Raw genomic sequence first — 21,320 nt, 5'->3', positions numbered from 1 at the left:
GAATTTATATTAAAAATATGACAGTGAGGCTAAATTTCTCATCATTTTTAACATGTGATTACATTGATAAAAGTCAGTGTGATATTGGTATATGCGGTATGGAGATATTTCATTTTGCTATATTTGATTACTATTAATCGCAAGATAGGGCATTAAATATGGCTTAAATGAAAAAATAGAAAGAGAAGACTTATGAATAATACTCTAGAAAATAAGCTTGCTATACTTAATCGCCTTAGCTTATTAAAAAATATTGGAAAGATAATATTAAGAATTATAGGTGCAGGATTGGCACTTATAATTGGACTTTGGCTAATAATGGCATCGAATATGGGACCCGCTTATTTGCCTCATATCATGAATGGTGACTTGGATTTTTGGATTCGCATGACTTTGCTAGGAGTGGGATTGGGTGTTTGGATAAGCATTGCCGTATGGTTATTGTGGCTTATACTGTGTTGTTTTTATGATTTCATTAGACGTCATTAACAATTGACGATATTTAAATAATTAATGACGTCTAGATGACTGGCAGCTTTTTTTAAACCAGACTTTTTCAATGACAAACTATTTTAATGATTGTGCCCGATATGGTTATTCTCTGCTGGTCGCTCTGAGATATTGCAGACTAGGGCATCGCTATGGGTACTCGTTTGTGGGTGTGCCGCACTTTCTACCTGAATAGTAGCGTGATGGATGCCGAGCTCAAGCAGGCTTTGTTCTAGACTGCCAATCAATATACTGGACTCATGAATACTCATTTCACCATCGACGACCACATGACAAGATAAGGCGTTTAAACCACTGGTAATACTCCAAACGTGTAGGTCATGCACTTTTTGCACCTGCGGATGAGCAAGGAGTTTTTCCTCAACATTAACTAGAGAGATGCCTTCTGGCGTCCCTTCCATTAAGATATGTACGGAATCCCGTACGACACGGTAGCCACTAAATAAAATAAGTATCGCTACAATTACGGACGCTACCGCATCTGCCCATACCCAGCCAAAACTCATCATTAATAATGCGGCGATAATGGCAGCCACTGAACCCATTAAATCACTTAATACGTGTAAATAAGCACTTTGCATATTGAGATTGACCGGCTCTTTATCATCCGATGTTTTGACCGTTGCTGTGCCTTCATTGGCTCCATGATCATGACCGTGAGTATCGCCACTACGGCTACCTCGGTGCATAAGCCATGCAACCAAAATATTGATCAGCATACCGATAGTGGCGACGATAAGCATGCCTTGGGTCGCAATTTCAGGTGGTGAATTAAAGCGTTTAATGGCCTCATAAAAAATCATTAGCGCAATAATGACAAGTGTCGCCCCATTCACAGAGGCAACTAAAATCTCAAAGCGTTTATAACCGAACGTTTTTTGATGAGTAGCTGCTTTTTCCCCAATTTTAAATGCCATTAAGGTGGCGCCAAGTGCTATCGCATCACTTAACATATGACCGGCATCGGACAATAGCGCTAAACTGCCGGTGAGCCAGCCACCGATTGCCTCAACGAACATATAGCCTGTGATAATCAAAAAGCTTATAAGTAACGTGCGCTGATAGCCTTTGGTATCTCGCGGGGCGACTGTGTGCTCTAGATGTTCATCATGATCGTGACTGTCTTGATTCTTATAAGTATCATTACTTTTTCCACCACTTTCCTCACCTTCCTCAATGTGTTGATGCGTATCAGCCAATATACTCTGATGAGCATGGTCGCTTTTTTTAGGGTTTGGACGGTTTGGATTCATAACAACACTCAATTTTGCTGATAGTGGGTTTAATGATGAATATTTACTCTGTACAGAGTAGCGATAGATTTTGGATTACAACAATCAAGTTACTGTTATGAATTTACCATAGTTATAAACTTATCATAGTCCAATATTAGAAGCTGTGATAACGAAGTAAAAATAATAGCGGCATGTTCATTTGAAATAAAAGAAATATATTATCAATTTTTTCTGATATCAAATGGTGACACTAATTTATGGTATTTAGGCTACCAGCCCACAGGATCAATATCTAAAGTAAGCTTAAGGTACTTAGCGCTTGGCAAAGCAAGTACGGGTTGCCACCACTGGCTCAATGCATGGTGTAATTGTCGGCGATCTTTGGCCAGTAGCAACAGTTGCGAATAATAGCGGCTATTCTTTTTACTCATGGGCGCGTCGATAGGACCAAGAACTGCCAGATTATGCCCATTTGGTAAATTGGCAATGGCGTCTTTGAGTGCTTGTGTGGTGGCAGCAAGGGTTTTGCCTTCACAGCGTATCAAAGCAGCATGACTATGAGGGGGTAATCCCATCATCTTGCGCTCTTGTAATAGCTGGCGCGCAAAGGACAGATAACCATCTTTAACCAATTTCAACAATAATTCATTGTCCGGTTGCAGCGTTTGAATCAAGACACGTCCTGCTTTATCACCGCGTCCTGCGCGCCCTGCCACTTGAATCATCAATTGGGCGGTATGCTCTGGTGAGCGAAAGTCTGCGGACAAAAAGCCGCGATCAGCATTGGGTAAGCAAACAAGCGTGACATTGGGAAAATGGTGACCTTTGGCAACCATTTGCGTACCGACCAATATGGCAGGTTTGCCTTCATTGATACGCTGATAGATATTTTCCCAGCTGTCTCTGCGCCTTGTGGTATCGCGATCAATTTGAATAATGGGGTAAAGTGCTTTACTGGTTTGTGGATTAGCAAAGATAGCGTGCAAATTTTCGCTGAGCCTTGTCGTGCCCATACCTTTTGCATCTAGGTTTTGGCTGCCGCAATCAGGGCATACAGTCGGAATATAGGCTTGCCAATCACAATGGTGGCATTTCAAATAAGAGTTGCTCGAATAATTGCTCCGCTGGGCTTGATTATTATAATGAACGGTTAAATGCGCGTCACAACGTGGACAATCTGCCTGCCAGCCACAAGCCTCGCACAATAAGACTGGCGCATAGCCGCGGCGGTTTAAAAATATCAAAACTTGATCGCCAGCTTCTAGGGTTTGCCTTATGGCGCCGATAAGCGCATCCGTCAGTCCGGTATCATAGCGCGCGCCATCATCTTGTGTTTGCTGATGGGTACTTTGCAGGCGTGCATCGATGAGCTGCATTTTCGCGATTTTCGCATTGCCAGGACGCGTCGATAATATGCATTCTATTAGCTTGCCTTCATCGACCAATTTTAAATGTTCAAGAGAAGGGGTAGCCGTACCAAGGACGACTGGTATTTTAGCTTGCAGTCCGCGATATAGTGCGACATCAGCGGCATGATAACGTAAGGTATCCTGCTGCTTATAAGAACCGTCGTGTGCCTCGTCAACGACAATCAAGCCTAAATTTGCAAACGGATAAAGTACTGCTGAGCGCGTACCGATAATGATTTGCGCATGACCAGTGCGACAATCTTGCCAGCCTTGCAATCGATAGGTATTATTCATCCCTGAATGTAGCAAGACAATATGCGCCGCAAAGCGACTGGCAAAACGCGCACGCGTCTGCGGCGTTAGTCCAATCTCAGGCACTAAAATAAGCACTTGCTTACCAGCCTCTAATACTGCCTGCATGGCTTGTAGATAGACCTCAGTCTTGCCACTACCAGTAATACCATTTAATAAAAAGCCTGTGTAGCGTTTGGCTTCATGCGCAGCAACAATCGCTGCAACGGCAAGCTGCTGCTCATCATTGAGATCAAGTGGCATTTTTGCTAATCTAACAGGAGTAGGTGCTTGTTTCGGCTGAATATAGCGCTTAATAAGTCCTTTTTCTTCAAGTGCTTTTAAAAAAGCACGCTGCATACCTTCTAAGAGAAGAATATCTTCACTAGCGCCGTGCTGACCATGGAGCTTTAGCATATCAAACTGCTGCTTTTGCTTTTTTGCATTGGCGCGAAAGTCATCATCAGTGATATGTGGCAAGATGCGCCAATGAGTAATGAGCAAATCTAGCGGTTTACCTTGACGTACCAAAGTAGGCAAGATGACAGATAAGACATCCCCAAGGGGATAGTGATAATAACGCGCCAGCCAATAGGCAAGCTTTAGCATACTGTCATCTAAAATAGGTTCAGCATCTAAGCACTTATTAATGGGTTTAAGTTTCTTGATGGGTACGCTGCTATCCGCTTGAGCAATATGAGCGATTACGATTCCGATTAAGGTCTGACGACCAAATGATACTTCAACACGACTGCCAATTTGCGGTAGTTGTGTTGAGCTATTATTTGGCAAATCACTCATATCTGCCGGTAGGCTATAGTCAAACACCCGATAAAGGGGTACGGGCAGAGCAACTTGTACCAACATAAAAAGGCTTCGCAATATGATTGGGTTAATGGGAAATCAAAATAAAGAAGTAGAGACGAATAAGCTTAGCATGAAGCTAAGCTTATTTTGATTCAATGAAAAATAATATTATTTACGTCAAATTGTCCATCAGACTTATTCAATATATAGAATAGACTCAATCTCGACCACGCCGCCTTTAGGCAATGCCGCTACTTGGACGGCTGCACGGGCGGGATAAGGTTCGGTCAAATTGGCCATGAATACTTCGTTTAATGCTGCAAAATCATTTAAATCGGTTAGCGATACATTAAATTTAACCACGTCATTTAAGCTGCCACCAGCAGCTTCACAGACAGCTTTGATGTTTTCAAATACCTGCTTCGCTTGCGCATCAAAACCTTCTTTTAGCTCCATGGTTTTAGGATCAAAACCTAACTGACCTGAAATATAGACAGTGTTGCCCACTTTTACGGCTTGCGAATAAGTGCCAACGGCTGCAGGGGCTTTATCAGTTTGGATGATTTGACGGGTCATAATATATCCTTATCATATTTTTGGGCGTTTGATGTGCTAAAGCGATTTGCTAAGAGATTACTAGGAGCGTTTAGCACGATTGAAAGTTTTACGAAGTTCGAAATGATATAGTCAATGAAAAGTAATATCGACACATTGTGTACTGCTGGTATCAATTTTTCTTGCTTGCTGTGCCTACGCAGACAGAGGCTGCAAAAAATGTGTACCAGCAGTACCGTAGCGTTTTTAAGGTATCTTGACTATATATGTTTTCGGTAATTCCTTAAAAAACATAGGTTTAACAGTTATAAAAGTATTTATAGCTGATATAAGCGCATGATATTTGGGAAACCAAGTAACGAGCGTAGTTCACGAATACCTTGCGCTAAGTGATTGCGACTGCGAACCACAATATGAATGATGGTATCACTGCTACGCACATCGACCTTTTCAACCCCTATATTTAACTGCCTCAGATTATAAATCACTTTACTGATTTGCTCATCGCTCAGCGCTACAGACAATTTTAAGTAAGCAGGAAAACGAATTTTGTTACCATGATCTTCTGAATCACTTTGCTTGATGGCTTTATCATTGCGCCAGCGCAGTTGGATAACTTGATAAGGATTGTCTTTACGAATATCGTCTAATGAAAAGCACTTATGTCGATGTACGACCAGACCATGACGAGATAAATGTCCGACGATAGGATCACCATAAATAGGGTGACAACAATTGGCAAAATCAAGCTCAACGCCTGAGGCATTGACGATAAGCTGCTGCGGTTGGGTCATATCATCAATACGTTCTTGCGATTGCATATCACTGACTTCATCGCTAAACAAACGTGTGACCACGAGTTGCGGTAATAGCGTACCAGAACTTATTTGCTCAAATAACGCCGATTTTTCGGTCAGTCCGCGCCATTCAGTGAGGTTTTTCCAGTCACTATCGGTTAAGTCATCCAAGCTTTTTTGATAAGTCTTTAGGGCGCGATCTAATGCTTGCCTGCCATGGTGTTGCTTGTCAGCGGCAGATAAGTCTTTGAACCAACGCAAAATCTCTACACGGGCTTTATTGGTCACCACAAATCCAAGCCATTCCGCTTTTGGTTCAGAATGGCTATTTACTTCAATTTCAACCAATTGTCCATTTTGAACAACAGTGCCAAGCTTAGCAGGTTTGTTATCGATATTCGCCCCAACCGCGACATTGCCGATCATAGGACCAACGGCATAGGCAAAATCTAGCGCGGTTGCCCCTTGCGGCAATTCATAAGCACGACCTTTCGGGCTATAACAAATGATTTTGCTAGAATGTAGATAGTCCATTAGCTCGTTAATGGTAGAAACCGCTGTGGCAAAGTCAGGGTTGCCTTGGTTTAAGCAGTCTTCATCGACCAAATCTTTCATATTGCGCAATGACGCTTGAATGACTGATTGACTGACATCAGAGGCATGTTCTGCACCAATGACCCCAAGCCTTGCCGCACTTTGCATCTGCTTGGTCAAAATCGTTACTTTGACAAAATCATTGTCGCGCTCATAGATAAGGGTAAGCGATTGATTACCACCAGGCAAAGGTCTGCGAATATTATCTGCGATATGGGTGTCATCAATTTGATATTTTTTAATCAGATAATAAGCAAGCTTGTCGCAAGCTTCGATATTATCAAGCACAATCTCAAACGCATAATGGCGTAACAGTGCATTAATCTCGCCGCGATTACGGAAAAATTGCCGAAAGATGACCACGCGATTGTCTAAGACTTTGACCATGCCATCAAGCTCGAGATTGTTTAGAACAATACTTAAGTAGCGATGAATAGCTTCTCTCTGAAAATTACGCCCCAGCCCATGTTGTAGCAGTTTATCAGAGATCTTGTTATACATCTCAGAATCAAGGTTGCGATAACAAAGCACTTCAATATAATCAGCAATGTCATTCAGACCCATGAGCCGTGCAAACGGGACGTAAAAGTCCAAGGTTTCTTGCGCCGTAGTGCGTTGTTTTTCAGGACGTACGGCATCTAGCGTCGACATATTGTGTAAACGGTCAGCAAGCTTAATAATCAATACCCGCGGGTCGGCGAGGGTAGCAGTCAAGATTTTATGAAAGGTCGCCGCTTTATTTTCTTGTTTATTATGCGTTGACGACTTTAATTTGGTAACCCCATCGACCAATTTAGCAACCACCTTGCCATAACGCATCTCAATCTGCTCATCGCTCACTTCCGTATCTTCAACCGTATCATGCAAAATTGCCGCAATGATGGTATCTCGATCTAAGCGAAAGCCGGCCAATATCTCGGCGACTGCAATCGGATGGGTGATATAAGGCTCTCCTGATTTGCGCTTGTCTTTGATATGCGCAATATCACCGAACTCACAGGCATCAATAATATCACGACGCTCAGCGGCAGTAAGATAACCTACTGAACGTATTAGATTGTATTGAGCGTCATCGACTAAGGGATGACTGAGTTTGGGTAAGGTTTGACTCATAAAGTAACGATCCTATTTTCCATTACCGGCTTACCTGACTATTTATTAAGATAAAGAATCTATCAAGGTGAAAAATGACTGAGTAAATAAATGTTGACCTGCTATAAAAAGATTAAAAAAAGAAAGCTGAAAAACGGATAGACCGCCCTCTAATTAATCGCAAATCGCCTTCAATGTCAACCGCTAAGGGAGTAGGTACTGCAAAAATCAAGAAATTCTCACTCAATGGTATGTTTTAAGTGCTGAGAGGTTACTAAAACAGTAAAGGCAGTATCATTACAACCAAAAAACCACAGCCTATGCTGTGGTCTCTGTCGTCAGTCGATCTGTCTATGTATTTTGTAAAACCGCTAGGCGCTTTAGGTTTTTTATATAATAGACTTTATTGAGACGTTTTATTAAAAGCTGTGATCGCCTGATAATGCTAAATCCATCGAGCTAGTAGCAAAGTTATGCTCTGGCTGGTTTAGGATATCACGGGTGATTTTGCCCGCAGCAATTTCACGTAATGCCAATACGGTTGGCTTGTCGTTATCGACGTCAACCAACGGCTCAGCAATACCTTTGGCCAACTGACGGGCGCGCTTGCTTGCGACTAAAACCAGCTCAAAGCGATTATCAACATTATTCAAACAATCTTCAATCGTCACTCGTGCCATAAATAGCTACCTCGGTTGTTTTTATTAGTAACGGACCCTGCCCGCCACTCAATAAAAATAATATCAAAAATATAAAGGGTGATAGCTAGGCATTATAGCATTTTTGCCTGTGCGCGTAATTGCTTTTTATGTCTAGTTGCTGAATGAGCCGAGAATAACAGTAGCTGCGTGACTTAATCTTCTGCTTTATTATTTAGCAAGTTGGTAATGGTGCGATGATAACGCTGCTGTTGACGACTAAGGGTTTGTCTGTCGGCGACGATAATGGCCTTTAGCTCAGTCAAAGCGACCTCAAAACTGTCGTTGATAATGACATAGTCAGAATTGACGTACTGTGCCATTTCATTCACTGCGCCGGCAAGACGCTGTTCTATCACTTCCACAGTATCTTGCCCACGCGTCGATAGGCGTTGGCGTAAAGTTGAGAGGCTCGGTGGTAAAATAAAAACCATCGTCGCATCGTTAAATATTTTTTTGACTTGTAGCGCCCCTTGCCAATCAATCTCTAAGATAACATCAACGCCTGCTTCTAACTGCGTGCGCACACTTCGCTCTGAGGTGCCGTAGTAATTGCCAAACACTTCAGCGTGCTCTAAAAACTTATTTTCAGCCACAGCGGTCACAAAATTATCGACATCAGTAAAATGATAATGATGACCGTCAATCTCGCCTGGGCGCGGCGTGCGTGTGGTGTGTGAAACACTGACAGTCAAGTCATTGGTGGTGGCAAGTAGTTGCTTTACCAGTGAGGTCTTGCCCGTACCTGAGGCGGCGGTGATAATAAATAATGAACCTGTCATACAGTGTGTCCTAGTGAATTGTGTCTTGATAAATAAATAAAAGTATTCGAATTAATATAAAAGGCTGGTAAAAAGAAAAAACACCATCATCTATGGTGGTAAAAATATTAATCGTTGCCTCATTATAAACTGCTTTAAAAGCAAATTATGCTAAAGTAGGCTATTGATTTTATCCCAACTTTTGAATAAAAGTTTCGGTGGCTTAAGCTTTAAGCCTAGGCTTTTATATAAATTATCTAATGATAGGCCTTCTTATGCAAATTTATCTTGCCAATCCACGTGGATTTTGTGCTGGTGTGGATCGCGCGATTGCGATTGTCAACGAAGCACTGTTACGTTTTGAGCCACCCATTTATGTCCGTCACGAAGTGGTACACAATAAATTCGTGGTCTCAGATCTTGCCAACCGCGGCGCTGTTTTTGTCGAAGAGCTGCATGAAGTACCGGACGGCTCTATTGTTATCTTTTCCGCTCATGGGGTTTCAAAAGCCGTTGAAGATGAGGCAGAGCGCCGTGATTTGACGGTGTTTGATGCCACTTGTCCTTTGGTCACTAAAGTGCATATCGAAGTCGCTAAGTTTGCGCAGGATGGTATGGATGCGGTATTGATTGGACATGCGGGACATCCTGAAGTAGAAGGCACTATGGGACGCTTTAACCACCGTCATGGTGGACAGATTCATCTGGTCGAAAACGAGACCGATGTCGAAGCTTTGAGCGTACAAGATGCTGAGCGTTTGGCATTTGTGACCCAAACGACCTTATCGATGGATGATACCGCTCGCGTGATCGATGCGCTGAGAGAAAAATTCCCACATATCCAAGGTCCGCGTAAAGACGATATCTGTTATGCCACCCAAAACCGTCAGGATGCGGTCAAAGATTTGGCCAGTCGCTGTGAGGTGGTTTTGGTGGTTGGCTCACCCAACTCATCAAACTCTAATCGTTTGCGGGAATTGGCAGAGCGGATGAATTGCCGCGCTTATTTGATTGATGATGCCACTGAAATGAATAAAAGCTGGTTTGATGGTATACAAAGTGTGGGTGTGACTGCTGGTGCTTCAGCGCCTGAAGTATTGATTCAAGAGGTGCTACAGCAGCTGCAAGAGTGGGGTGGCGATTTGCCAAGCGAGCTGTCGGGTATTGAAGAGAATGTTACCTTTAGCTTGCCAAAAGCCTTACGGATTCCAATGACGCAAGTTGGCAAGTAAAATAAGAGAGCTTTATATATAGCGTTAGATAGGTGACGTAAAATGAAAAATCAGAAAAAAAGATTTGTGTTGGCAGAAGCCAGTCTTGATGAGATCAACAAGCAATTAAAGATCAATACATTTACGATTGTCATCCTGATAGGGATGCTGATGTTAAATGCAACCCAGTTTATGAGAGACTACAGTCTGTTATATGGCGCGCTTATTGCTGTTATGGTTTTTCTATTATTTATAATGGCCAAAAGCCGCACGCTGCTGACGGTGCAAAAACAAGCCCTTAGGCGCTAAACAAAGAAAGTCTACTTTTATACATAATTCATATATAGTCGATTCAATTTAAAAAAAACACAGTACTGCTGGGATAAATTTTACCAAGCCTCTGGAGTGCGAAGCGCACAGCAAGCGAGAGAAATTTATCCCAGCATAGTGCTATTCTGAGCGTAACTCTTTTATACATAATTCATATATTTTAAAAAGCATTCGAGGACATTCATGTCAGCTTATTACACCTTTATAAAACGTGAGCAGCAAGCAGATGGTAGCAGTGTTGCTTATTATCAGCCAACCAAGCACGCACAAGGCGCTTGGAATGAGCATGAGCAACATATGGCGCCAGCAACCGGCTTGCTCACTGCTGAATTACAAAGTTTTGTACCACAAGAGAATATGCGTATTGCTCGTATCAGCTTGGATATTTTAGGACTGATACCGCTCGATGATTTTACTGTCACCACGCGATGTATTCGTCCGGGCAGAACCATTGAGCTTATCGAAGCGGTGATGAGCAGTCGTGGTCGCGATGCAATCATTGCACGTGCATGGCGCTTGATTACTCAAGATACCAGTGTCATTGCAGGGCTTGAAGATCAAAAATCCATACATAAGCCTGAAGCGTTACCCGCTTGGGATGGTATGAAAGGCTGGCCCGGCGGTTTCATTGAAAGCGTACGTTTGGTAGCTGAACCTAATCGCCGTCCTGGTAAAGGTATGGTGTGGATGACCAATGATATCGACATGGTAGAGGGTATGCCTACCCATGACATGGTGCATTTATTGGGCATGGCGGATACTGCCAATGGGGTTGTACCAAGGCTTGGACTGGGGATGGCAAAATTAGAATGGATGTTCCCCAATACTGATTTGCAAATTCATATGCACCGCGCACCGCAAGGTCGCTGGCTTGGCATTGAGGCAGTGCAGCAGTACGGTGCTGATGGCATAGGGATTAGCAGCGCGATATTACATGATACGCAAGGACCTTTTGGTCGTAGTGAGCAAATTCTGACCATTCGTCCCATGCCGCGCTAATGCAAAGATGTCTCCAATAGGTAGTCATTGTTTGAGATCGCCCTATGAATGAAAGGCATTTGGATGAGTTAGACAATATTTTGAGTGATTCTGAAAAACAAAACGAAAGCATGTAATTAATTAATTATACAAATCGATGTTAATCGGTTGTAATGGTGTCTAACAAGGCAAGATTACTGTGTTTACAGGTTACTATGAATAAAAATAGCCGTTTTTCAGAAACATTTACCACTATTCTGGATATATTATTAGAGGCGTATTCAGAATAGTTTTTGTACTTTCATCCATTTGCTATCCAAAGGAATATGATTATGAGCGACAACAAGAGCGATAAAAAATGTCCTTACGCGCCGACCCAATTGACGATGAGCAACGGCGCACCAGTGGCAGACAATCAAAACAGTCTCACTGCAGGCAAGCGTGGTCCATTATTAGCACAAGATATCTGGCTAAATGAAAAGCTAGGCAACTTTGCCCGTGAAGTGATTCCAGAGCGCCGTATGCACGCTAAAGGCTCAGGCGCATTTGGTACTTTTACTGTGACCAGTGACATCACTAAATATACCCGTGCTGCTATCTTTAGTGAAGTAGGTAAGCAAACTGAGATGTTCGCGCGCTTTAGTACCGTCGCAGGTGAGCGCGGCGCGGCTGATGCCGAGCGTGACATTCGCGGTTTTGCTTTGAAATTCTACACCGAAGAAGGTAACTGGGACATGGTGGGTAATAATACGCCTGTGTTCTTCTTACGCGATCCGCGCAAATTCCCAGACCTAAACAAAGCCGTCAAACGTGATCCACGTACCAATATGCGTTCGGCGACCAACAATTGGGACTTTTGGACTTTATTACCTGAAGCATTACATCAAGTCACCATCGTTATGAGTGATCGCGGTCTGCCAGCATCGTATAGAAATATGCATGGTTTTGGCTCGCACACTTATAGTTTTTGGAATGAGGCCAAAGAACGTTTTTGGGTCAAATTCCATTTCCGCACGCAACAAGGCATCAAGAACTTAACTGATGCTGAAGCGGCGGAAGTCGTTGGTTCGGATCGTGAAAGTCATCAAAAAGACTTGTACGATGCCATCGAAAATGGTGATTTTCCAAAGTGGAAAATGTATGTGCAAATCATGCCAGAAGCTGAGGCGGATACCGTTCCTTATCATCCGTTTGACTTAACCAAAGTATGGCCAAAAGGTGATTATCCACTGATTGAAGTTGGCGAGTTCGAATTAAACAAAAACTCTGACAACTACTTTGTCGATGTGGAACAAGCAGCATTTGCCCCAAGTAATTTAGTACCGGGTATCAGCGTTTCACCGGATAAAATGCTACAAAATCGCTTGGTTAACTATGCCGATGCTCAGCGTTATCGTGTTGGTGTCAATCATCAGCAAATTCCGGTGAATAAGCCGCGTTGCCCTGTGATGAGCAATCATCGTGATGGTCAAGGACGTGTCGATGATAACTATGGCAGTCGCCCGCATTATGAACCAAACAGCTTTAGCCAGTGGCAAGAGCAGCCTGATTATGCTGAGCCACCATTGAAGGTTGACGGCTATGCGGCGCATTATGATTTCCGTGAAGACGATAGCGATTATTTCAGTCAACCTCGCGCATTGTTTAATTTGATGAGTGCTGAGCAACAACAAGTGCTATTTGAAAATACAGCGAACAATATGGCGGGTGTGCCGGACTTTATTCAGTATCGCCACATTCGCAACTGTAACTGGTGTGATGCCGCTTATGGCGAAGGCGTTGCCAAAGGATTAGGCTTAACGGTTGAAGATGCAATGGCAGCCCGTGATTCGGATCCTGCTCGTCACTTGCCTAGCTGCTTATAATGGATAAAATTTATACATAAGCATTTAATCAGCTAAATATCATTACAATGACACCGCCTCAGGAAACTAGAGCGGTGTTTTTTATTGAATCAAGTTTTTACGCTTGAAATTTTCTCTCGCGCCCCTATTAGTATAAACAGCTTAGCAGTGTTCAAAATGTAAGCTCTCTAATATTCATTGAGTAAGTTTCGTTTGAGGACTGCTGTCTTATAATAAGTTTTTAACATAAATTGAAGGAGTTTTTTATGAGTGAACTGAACCCAGTTGATAATCAAAAAGTTGATAGCATCAATGTTGATAAAAGCAGCCCAGAATTAAAAAAACATACCTTTGAAGCAGAAGTAGCTCAATTATTGCACTTAGTAACGCACTCGCTATATTCTAATTCCGATATTTTTGTCCGTGAGCTAGTCTCAAACGCCTCTGATGCCTGTGATAAATTGCGTTTTGAAGCGACCAATGATGACAGCCTTTATGAAGACGATGGTGAGCTAAAAATTCGCATTGCTGTCGATGAAGACGCTAAAACCATCACCTTTACCGACAACGGTATCGGCATGAATGAAGCCGATGCCATCGAAAACTTGGGTACAATTGCCAAGTCCGGTACCAAAGCATTTTTAGACAAGCTGTCTGAATCACAGAAGCAAGATGGTCAGTTGATTGGTCAATTTGGGGTTGGCTTTTATTCGGGCTTTATCGTTGCCGATACTATTAGTGTTGAAACTCGCAAAGCTGGCGAACCTGCGGATAAAGGCGTACGCTGGGTATCAGATGGTACGGGTAGCTTTACTGTTGAGCCGATCACGAAAGCGACGCGTGGTACCGCCATTACTTTGCATTTAAAAGAGCAATATAGTGAGGGCGAAGACAGCTATTTAGACCGTGGCAAAATTAAGCAGTTGGTTAATAAATACTCAGACCATATCAGTCTGCCGATTCAGATGCGTAAAGAAGTCTGGCAAGAAGATGAGGTTGAAGAAGGAAGTGACACGCCTGCCAATGGTCAAATGGTCTTAACAGACGAATGGGAAACCATTAATAAAGCCAGTGCCTTATGGACACGTTCAGCCTCTGAGATTGAAGATGAAGAGTATATCGATTTTTATAAAAATATCACCTATGACATGGACGCGCCACTAGCATGGACGCATAACCGTGTCGAAGGTCGTGTTCAGTATACGCAGCTATTGTATATTCCTAAAAAAGCCCCTGTAGATTTGTACACTCGTGAGCAGCAGCATGGTCTAAAGCTTTATGTTAAGCGCGTCTTTATTATGGACGAGGCAGAGCAGCTGTTGCCAATGTACCTGCGTTTCGTCAAAGGGGTCATTGATTCAGCCGACTTGCCATTGAACGTCAGCCGCGAGCTACTACAAGAGTCGCGTGATGTAAAATCTATCCGCGATGGTAACGCGCGTCGTATTTTGACTTTGCTGGCAAGCCTTGCCAACAGTGAAGACAGTGATAAGCAAGAAAAATTTGCACAGTTCTACGCTGAATTTGGTGATGTTATCAAAGAAGGCGTTGGCGAAGACATGGGCAATCAAGAACGTATTGCCAAATTACTGCGTTATGCAACCAGTACTCAGGATAGTGTGACGACCAGCTTTGAAGACTATAAAGCACGTATGAAAGAGGGTCAAAAAGCCATCTATTATCTAACGGCTGACAATCTAGCGGCTGCTAAAAATAGCCCACAACTTGAGCTGTTTAAAAAGAAAGGCATCGAAGTTATTTTGATGACCAGCCGTGTCGATGAATGGGCAATGAACTTCTTGACCTCATTTGATGAGACACCGCTACAAAACATCGCTAAAGGTGCCGTTGATTTGGGCGATTTGCAAGACGAAGCCGAAAAAGCGGAAGCTGAAAAAGCGCAAGAAACCATGAAGCCTGTTGTCGATAAACTTAAAGCAGCATTAGGCGAACGTGCCAAAGATGTGAAAGTATCGACGCGTTTGGTTGATAGTCCTGCCTGCTTGGTCGTTGGTGAAGGTGAGTTATCACCACAAATGATTCAGATGCTTAAACAAATGGGTCAAGATGTGCCAGAGAGCAAGCCGACATTAGAGGTCAACCCTGATCATCCATTGATTAAAAAGTTAGAGACTAGCGAGCAATCTGACGTCGATTTTGATAAATTGGCGCAAGTAATTTTTGACCAAGCATTGTTAGCAGATGGCGGTCAATTAGACGATCCAGCCGCTTATTTAAAACGTGTTAATGAGTTATTAATGAGATAATGTTCAAGGTTTGATAGAAGGTTTTGATAAAAAAGGAGGTCTTAAGTTTAAGACCTCCTTTTTTGATGGGTTTTTAAGCGAATTTTACAATTCAGCCTTATGCTCTTGACCGACAATCCGTTACAATCGCGATAGATTAGCGAGCTAAAATATTAGTCAATAATATTGATGTGCGCTATCTGTCTCTTATATCCATTTCATAGTAAATTAAATATAAAATTGACATTCGTGTGCCTTGCAAAAGAGTTAATTGAAAGACAGTAAATGGCATGGATATCAAAATATTTTATCATTGATTTGTTTTATTTCTCTCGACTGGCTAGAGGTCTAAGTCTTTGTCACTTGCGTCGTTAAAAACCGTCTCACTGCAGCGCTTTTCGCTCAATTTCGCTGCCAATATTATTGCAACCTTGTGGATGCTAGTAGGCTCAACACGGGCATTCTCTTGGGTTAAACCCACCTTTGTTCAGTTCGCTGTATTTGCGCTATTGGCTTTGGGTAGTAACGTCCTATTTTCTTGGTTAGCCGCTCCAGACGGCAGTATTTTCAATGAGCAAGGATTGGTAAGCTATCTCATATGGCCGATGATTATTCTGCTTGGCGGCATTATTCTGGCACGGCGCGCAGGCAATCAAGCACTGGTTTTTGTGCCTGTCGTACTGTGGTTGGTTGCTGATACTTTATCTGCTCTATTACAAAGCTTAGTACAGTTTTTAGGCAGCTATAGCTGGTTGCCCGATTGGAGTTATTCGTTTTTACCAACGCTATTTTTGGTGCTGTTTTTATGGCAGACCTTGGCATTGTTATGGATATTTTCTCGTCGCCTGCGTATACCGTGGTGGGAGCGTATCATCGTCATCATCGGTGCTGTTGCACTATTGACGATATGGCAGCGTAACGTCGCTGACCAGCCCATATTTAAGCAGATACCCGTAGAGCCAGTATTAGAAGAAGCCGCCTTATATGAGCAGCCGCGTTTATTACAAGAGGCGCTGGCTCGTATAGATCCTAGTATACCGGGCAAAAGTGATTGGTACTTTATGGGTGTGGCGGGATTCTCTGATCAAAACGTCTTCCGCTCTGAGATTAATAAAGTACGTGAGCTGTTTGATGTGCGTTTTGGTACTAGCGGGCATTCATTGGCACTGATTAATAATAACTACACTTGGCTAGATGAGCCAATTGCCACCAAAACCAGTATTTTACGCGGCTTAAAAAGAATTGGTCAGCAGATGAACGCTGATGAAGACGTGTTATTTATGACACTATCGTCGCATGGCGATCAGGATTTTATCCATTTATCTAATCCACCGCTTGCGATGGATAATCTGGATGCAACATGGCTGCGAGAGTCGTTAGATGCCTCAGGTATTCGCTGGCGTGTTATCGTGGTATCGGCTTGTTATTCAGGTTCGTTTATTGATGAATTAGCGTCGCCGACGACAGTGGTGATTACCGCTTCGGCAACAGACAAGATGTCATTTGGCTGTACCAATAGTGCTGAAATGACCTATTTTGGGCAAGCATTTTTTGCTGAAAGCTTAAGAGAAAACACCAGTTTTTCTGCTGCCTTTAAAGACGCCGCTTATCGAGTAGAAGAGCGTGAGATCTCTATGGGTTTTGAGCCATCAGAGCCGCAAATGGTGATCGGTAGTTTGATGGAAACGGCGTTGCCAGCATTTGAGCAAGTGTTATTTGATAAAACACGACCGCCGCTTGCTAGCATTATAGATACTTCGAATGCGACAACGACTATCAATATTTCACCGGATACGGGCGCAGATACAGTTGTAGATGATAAGAACACAGCGAACTGATTTTTATCCCATTTTTAATCTGATGCTTTTTTAAATAAGCATCTGTTTTCAACTATTTTATCTTAGCTAAAAAGGATAATGCTCATGAATAATTCTTATAACCACAGTCTCTCAGCCAGCACCCAGTTTACGCAAAAAAGTGTCAATCGCTGTTTTGATGGTGAGCAGCGTTATTACAGTCATCAATCAGCGGCCACCAAGACGCCGATGACCTTTAGTATTTATCTGCCTGATGAGGCACTAGCAGGGCAGCGTTGTCCGGCGATTTTGTATTTATCAGGTCTCACTTGTAATGCTGATAACGTGACCCACAAAGCGCATTTTCAACAAAAATGTAGTGAGCTTGGTATGATATTTATCGCGCCAGATACCTCTCCTAGAAGTAGTGAAGACAATGACGTAGCAAACGACGAGCGTTATTTTGTTGGTCAAGGTGCAAGCTACTATGTCGATGCGACCCAAGCACCTTGGGCTGAACACTTCAATATGCAAAGTTATATCGTTGATGAGCTATATGATTTATTACGCTCAGAGTTTCCGATTCATAGTATTGGTATCACGGGTCACTCGATGGGTGGTCATGGTGCCTTATTGTTGGGTTTTAAATTCCCAGGCAAGTTTGTGAGTGTGTCAGCTTTATCACCTGTGTGCGCCGCCAGTGAGTCGGCATGGGGTCAAGCAGCTTATACAGAGTATTTTGGTGATGACAAGAGCTTGTGGGCGCAATCAGACGCTTCTCAGATGATTGAACAAGTCGGTCAGCAGTACTCAAGCATCTTGGTTGATCAAGGCGCGGCTGATGAGTTTTTAGCCGATGGTCAGTTGCAAACGTCAAAATTACAACAGGCGTGTAAAAATGCCAAGCAGCCATTAACATTGCGCTATCAAGCCGGTCACGACCATAGCTATTATTTTATCCAAACAGTGATCAATGACCATATTGAACATCACTGGCGTATGGCACAGCTTAGCTAAAATTCGGTCTCATATGGTTTATTAGTTATAGCGTTTCAAGTTTAAAAGGTTAGGTCTATGACAAGTTATCAAGATTTAAGTACCGTTACTGTCGATACTCCATCAGTAGAGGATAATTCTGTTGCTACTAAAGCTACGCTTGCCACCATGCAAGCGGATATGGATGCTGCTTTAAAGAATAAACAGCGAGACCTTACCAGTACCAATTTAAATAATCCTCAAAATCATGCAGTCAAATCAAGCCCAGTTATCGCCGCTTCTAGCAATGATATGACTGTTCATGCCCTCGATGAGTTACAAGTGTCGCGCGTGATAGAGATGGCGTGGGAGGACAGGACACCGTTTGAGGCGATAGAGCATAGCTATGGTCTCAATGAGTCTGGCGTCATTATACTGATGCGTCAGGCGCTAAAACCGTCCTCGTTTCGCTTATGGCGTCAACGTGTGAGCAATCGCGCTACCAAGCATGAAGCGATACGAAGTTTTACGGTAGGTCGTGCTTATTGCAAAACCCAATATAAACCGCGCTAATTGTCTGCATGTGCTGAGTGTGGCTATAATACCCATACTAAGTACCCATTATAGACCCTGATTATCCGTTATAATAGACATACGTATTATTCGTGCTATGCATACATCTATATATTAAATCCTTAGTCAAATATCCATTAGGTAGCTCAATTATGATCAGTCCCTCTAAGCCGTATCTAATCGCCCCTTCCATATTATCTGCTGACTTTGCCAAACTAGGTGAAGAGGTAGAACGTGTATTGGCGTCTGGTGCTGATGTCATCCATTTTGATGTGATGGACAACCATTATGTACCCAATTTGACGTTTGGTAGCATGATTTGTAAGGCGCTTCGTGATTATGGGATTGATGCACCAATTGACGTGCATCTAATGGTTAGCCCTGTTGATAGTATGATTGAGCAGTTCTTAGAGGCAGGTGCCAGCATCATCACATTTCATCCGGAAGCAAGCTCGCATATCGATCGTTCTTTACAGTTGATTAAAGATGGCGGCGCTGAGTGTGGTTTGGTATTGAATCCAGCAACGCCATTACATTATTTAGACTATGTCATGGATAAAGTGGATCAGGTCCTACTGATGAGTGTCAATCCTGGCTACGGTGGTCAGTCATTTATTGAAGGGACGCTAGAAAAGGTTCGCCAAGTACGTCAGCGTATCATTACTAGCGGTCGTGATATTAGATTAGAAGTAGATGGCGGTATCAAAGCCAGTAATATCCGCGCCATTGCCGAAGCAGGTGCTGATATGTTCGTTGCTGGTTCAGCGATATTTAATCAAGAAGATTATAAAGCAGCAATCGATGCCATGCGTGCAGAGCTTGCCTTGGCAAATGGGGAGTAACGCCCCATATAGTAAGTTATATACTATTAAATAGTAAAGTTACCTATTATTAATAGCCGCTGTATGACTGATTATATTAAGCGACATGTCAGCTAAAGGTAAAATATGAATATGCAAAATGCAAAACATCGAGCCGAGTCCCAGCAAGCCTCGCAATCACGTAGCTTAGTGCCCAAAGGTATTACTATTGGCTTAGCCATGTTCGCCCTTGTTCTGAGTCTAGCTGGTTATGGCTTTCGCCTGATGGTTGGTGAAGATGCCGGTGAAGTATTACGCCACGCGGCGGTGATCGTACCCGCATTTATGCTAGGCATTCCCCTTTTATTTTGGCTAGGTTCACGCCTACTTAACAAGGTTAAAGATATGCATATAGAGAGCTGGAATGCCATTAGTTTGGGGTATTTGACCTCTTGTATCTCAATGCTGTGGTTAATGGGTACTTATAGTTAAATTTTTATTAGTAAAGATAAAACTTGTTAATGAAGATAACCTTGTAATATTTTTATAAGTTGTTTTTTGATACACTTTTTCACCGTTAAGTCATGCTCTATAAGCTTGACTGGAATTCTACATGAGAATCATACCGACCAGTATTGCCAATATCATTTATCCAAAAGATTTACCAAATGGTTTATTTACCAGCTTAATTATTGCCTGCCTGCTGCTAGGACTGTCTTCACTTCGTCATGGAACTGATTTGCAAGGTTGGCTACACGTCTTTGAAAACTGGCTGCTCATGTTATTGATACTGCCAACCGCGACTGCGACAGTAGCGTTACCGTTCAAATATCGCGATCCAACATTAGAGTTAAAGCTCATGTACTATCTCGGTATGTTTGTTGCTTTCTTATTTACCCTAGCAAAACTGCGTTACTGGCGTTAAACGCTGGTAATTTCTATAAAACTAAGACTATCGAACCTGAGTTGTGCAAAAGACTTATAGAACAGCCCTTGAATTATAGCGCCAAAGCGTCCATTGTATGAATAAGATAGTTTTGCCCGCATGACTGTAAGACAGTAGCTTTAGTAAGTGGAATCAGCGCGTTTTTTACAGGTATAAATCGGGATAATAAGGATACAATGAATGCCATACGATATCGATAATGAGATTGAAGTAGATAATGACAGTACCGATCAGTTTGCAGGGTTTGCCAAAGAGACGACCCTTGAGCTGGTAGAAGCAGACGATGGCAAATTGCTCTTACGTGATGCTGAACAAGATGATGCGCCGCTGATGACCATTGATTTTTCTGATAAGTTAAAAGAGATACTAGGTAGTGATACCCAAGCGATAGGTCAGCATATGATTCATGCTGCAATCCAAGTAATTATGCAAAAGCAGATGAGTCAATGGCATGCACATGTCTATGACAAAGAGCCGACGCACTATAGTTAATGATGTATAAATCAATAGCAAATAGATAAATAGCAGTCAGTCTAAATAACGACACTAAAAAAGGGTTTATCAATTGATAAACCCTTTTTTTGTTCAAATAAAACCATTTATAAAAATGGAGATTATTTGATTTTTGCTTCTTTAAAGATCACATGCTGGCGTACTTTTGGATCAAACTTTTTGATTTCCATTTTGCCAGGCATAGTGCGCTTGTTTTTGGTAGTGGTATAGTAATACCCAGTACCAGCAGTTGATACTAATTTAATTTTATCTCTCATGATGGCTTTCCTGTAAATGAGCGGTCTTCAATCGATAGGTATGGATCTAGAGTATTAAGTTGCTGTAGATAGTATCCAGTCATAAATATATGAGCTAGTAAA

Annotated in this window: 20 protein-coding genes; 13 read left to right on the top strand and 7 right to left on the bottom strand. The window is 42.5% G+C overall.

Annotated features, from left to right (window positions below):
- Positions 1 to 192: 192 nt before the first annotated feature.
- Positions 193 to 489 (top strand): hypothetical protein, encoded by a 297-nt coding sequence (locus JMX89_RS11235; protein ID WP_149492070.1) that lies wholly within the window; start codon positions 193 to 195, stop codon positions 487 to 489.
- Between the two features lie 83 nt (positions 490 to 572).
- Here JMX89_RS11235 and JMX89_RS11230 read toward each other — a convergent pair whose 3' ends face one another.
- The 6 genes from JMX89_RS11230 to gmk form a co-directional block, all read right to left on the bottom strand.
- Positions 573 to 1,763, bottom strand: a complete 1,191-nt coding sequence (locus JMX89_RS11230; RefSeq protein WP_227673083.1) for a cation diffusion facilitator family transporter — start codon at positions 1,761 to 1,763, stop codon at positions 573 to 575.
- Between the two features lie 251 nt (positions 1,764 to 2,014).
- Complete coding sequence (locus tag JMX89_RS11225) at positions 2,015 to 4,312, bottom strand: primosomal protein N' (RefSeq protein ID WP_201551573.1); 2,298 nt, start codon at positions 4,310 to 4,312, stop codon at positions 2,015 to 2,017.
- Positions 4,313 to 4,447: 135 nt separating this feature from the next.
- Positions 4,448 to 4,828, bottom strand: a complete 381-nt coding sequence (locus JMX89_RS11220; RefSeq protein WP_201551571.1) for a RidA family protein — start codon at positions 4,826 to 4,828, stop codon at positions 4,448 to 4,450.
- Positions 4,829 to 5,124: 296 nt separating this feature from the next.
- The gene (locus JMX89_RS11215; protein ID WP_201551569.1) at positions 5,125 to 7,311 is read right to left on the bottom strand and encodes a RelA/SpoT family protein; all 2,187 of its coding nucleotides are present in this window, start codon (positions 7,309 to 7,311) and stop codon (positions 5,125 to 5,127) included.
- 398 nt (positions 7,312 to 7,709) lie between these two features.
- Complete coding sequence (rpoZ, locus tag JMX89_RS11210) at positions 7,710 to 7,970, bottom strand: DNA-directed RNA polymerase subunit omega (protein WP_201551567.1); 261 nt, start codon at positions 7,968 to 7,970, stop codon at positions 7,710 to 7,712.
- Positions 7,971 to 8,143: 173 nt separating this feature from the next.
- Positions 8,144 to 8,770: a guanylate kinase gene (gene gmk / locus JMX89_RS11205; RefSeq protein ID WP_201551565.1), complete on the bottom strand. Its 627-nt coding sequence runs from the start codon at positions 8,768 to 8,770 to the stop codon at positions 8,144 to 8,146.
- A 254-nt stretch (positions 8,771 to 9,024) separates the two neighbouring features.
- Between gmk and ispH the strand changes: the two genes are divergently transcribed.
- From ispH to JMX89_RS11145, 12 genes are all read left to right on the top strand, one after another.
- On the top strand, positions 9,025 to 9,981 hold the full coding sequence (ispH, locus tag JMX89_RS11200; RefSeq protein WP_201551563.1) for a 4-hydroxy-3-methylbut-2-enyl diphosphate reductase: 957 nt from the start codon (positions 9,025 to 9,027) through the stop codon (positions 9,979 to 9,981).
- 42 nt (positions 9,982 to 10,023) lie between these two features.
- Positions 10,024 to 10,269, top strand: a complete 246-nt coding sequence (locus JMX89_RS11195; protein ID WP_201551561.1) for a hypothetical protein — start codon at positions 10,024 to 10,026, stop codon at positions 10,267 to 10,269.
- Between the two features lie 204 nt (positions 10,270 to 10,473).
- On the top strand, positions 10,474 to 11,289 hold the full coding sequence (locus tag JMX89_RS11190) for a thioesterase family protein (RefSeq protein WP_201551560.1): 816 nt from the start codon (positions 10,474 to 10,476) through the stop codon (positions 11,287 to 11,289).
- Positions 11,290 to 11,600: 311 nt separating this feature from the next.
- Positions 11,601 to 13,133, top strand: a complete 1,533-nt coding sequence (locus JMX89_RS11185) for a catalase (RefSeq protein ID WP_201551558.1) — start codon at positions 11,601 to 11,603, stop codon at positions 13,131 to 13,133.
- A 245-nt stretch (positions 13,134 to 13,378) separates the two neighbouring features.
- Positions 13,379 to 15,379 (top strand): molecular chaperone HtpG, encoded by a 2,001-nt coding sequence (gene htpG / locus JMX89_RS11180; protein WP_227673082.1) that lies wholly within the window; start codon positions 13,379 to 13,381, stop codon positions 15,377 to 15,379.
- Positions 15,380 to 15,714: 335 nt separating this feature from the next.
- Complete coding sequence (locus JMX89_RS11175) at positions 15,715 to 17,196, top strand: C13 family peptidase (protein ID WP_149409301.1); 1,482 nt, start codon at positions 15,715 to 15,717, stop codon at positions 17,194 to 17,196.
- An 84-nt stretch (positions 17,197 to 17,280) separates the two neighbouring features.
- Positions 17,281 to 18,171, top strand: coding sequence for an S-formylglutathione hydrolase (gene fghA / locus JMX89_RS11170; RefSeq protein WP_201551556.1), 891 nt, complete (start codon positions 17,281 to 17,283; stop codon positions 18,169 to 18,171).
- Positions 18,172 to 18,441: 270 nt separating this feature from the next.
- On the top strand, positions 18,442 to 18,702 hold the full coding sequence (locus JMX89_RS11165) for a TIGR03643 family protein (RefSeq protein ID WP_201551583.1): 261 nt from the start codon (positions 18,442 to 18,444) through the stop codon (positions 18,700 to 18,702).
- 152 nt (positions 18,703 to 18,854) lie between these two features.
- Positions 18,855 to 19,544, top strand: coding sequence for a ribulose-phosphate 3-epimerase (rpe, locus tag JMX89_RS11160; protein WP_011514312.1), 690 nt, complete (start codon positions 18,855 to 18,857; stop codon positions 19,542 to 19,544).
- A 105-nt stretch (positions 19,545 to 19,649) separates the two neighbouring features.
- Entirely contained in the window at positions 19,650 to 19,994 is a 345-nt protein-coding gene (locus tag JMX89_RS11155) for a hypothetical protein (protein ID WP_133104694.1), read from the top strand.
- A 121-nt stretch (positions 19,995 to 20,115) separates the two neighbouring features.
- Positions 20,116 to 20,427 (top strand): hypothetical protein, encoded by a 312-nt coding sequence (locus JMX89_RS11150; protein WP_011514310.1) that lies wholly within the window; start codon positions 20,116 to 20,118, stop codon positions 20,425 to 20,427.
- A 201-nt stretch (positions 20,428 to 20,628) separates the two neighbouring features.
- The gene (locus tag JMX89_RS11145; protein ID WP_011514309.1) at positions 20,629 to 20,940 is read left to right on the top strand and encodes a hypothetical protein; all 312 of its coding nucleotides are present in this window, start codon (positions 20,629 to 20,631) and stop codon (positions 20,938 to 20,940) included.
- 122 nt (positions 20,941 to 21,062) lie between these two features.
- Here JMX89_RS11145 and rpmG read toward each other — a convergent pair whose 3' ends face one another.
- Positions 21,063 to 21,218 (bottom strand): 50S ribosomal protein L33, encoded by a 156-nt coding sequence (gene rpmG, locus JMX89_RS11140; protein ID WP_010201403.1) that lies wholly within the window; start codon positions 21,216 to 21,218, stop codon positions 21,063 to 21,065.
- Between the last annotated feature and the right edge of the window lie 102 nt (positions 21,219 to 21,320).

The organism is Psychrobacter sp. DD43, assembly GCF_904846555.1.
GTDB classification, from domain to species: Bacteria; Pseudomonadota; Gammaproteobacteria; order Pseudomonadales; family Moraxellaceae; genus Psychrobacter; species Psychrobacter cryohalolentis.
Note: the sequence above shows the minus strand (reverse complement) of the source record. Positions and strands in the feature narration are given on the sequence as shown.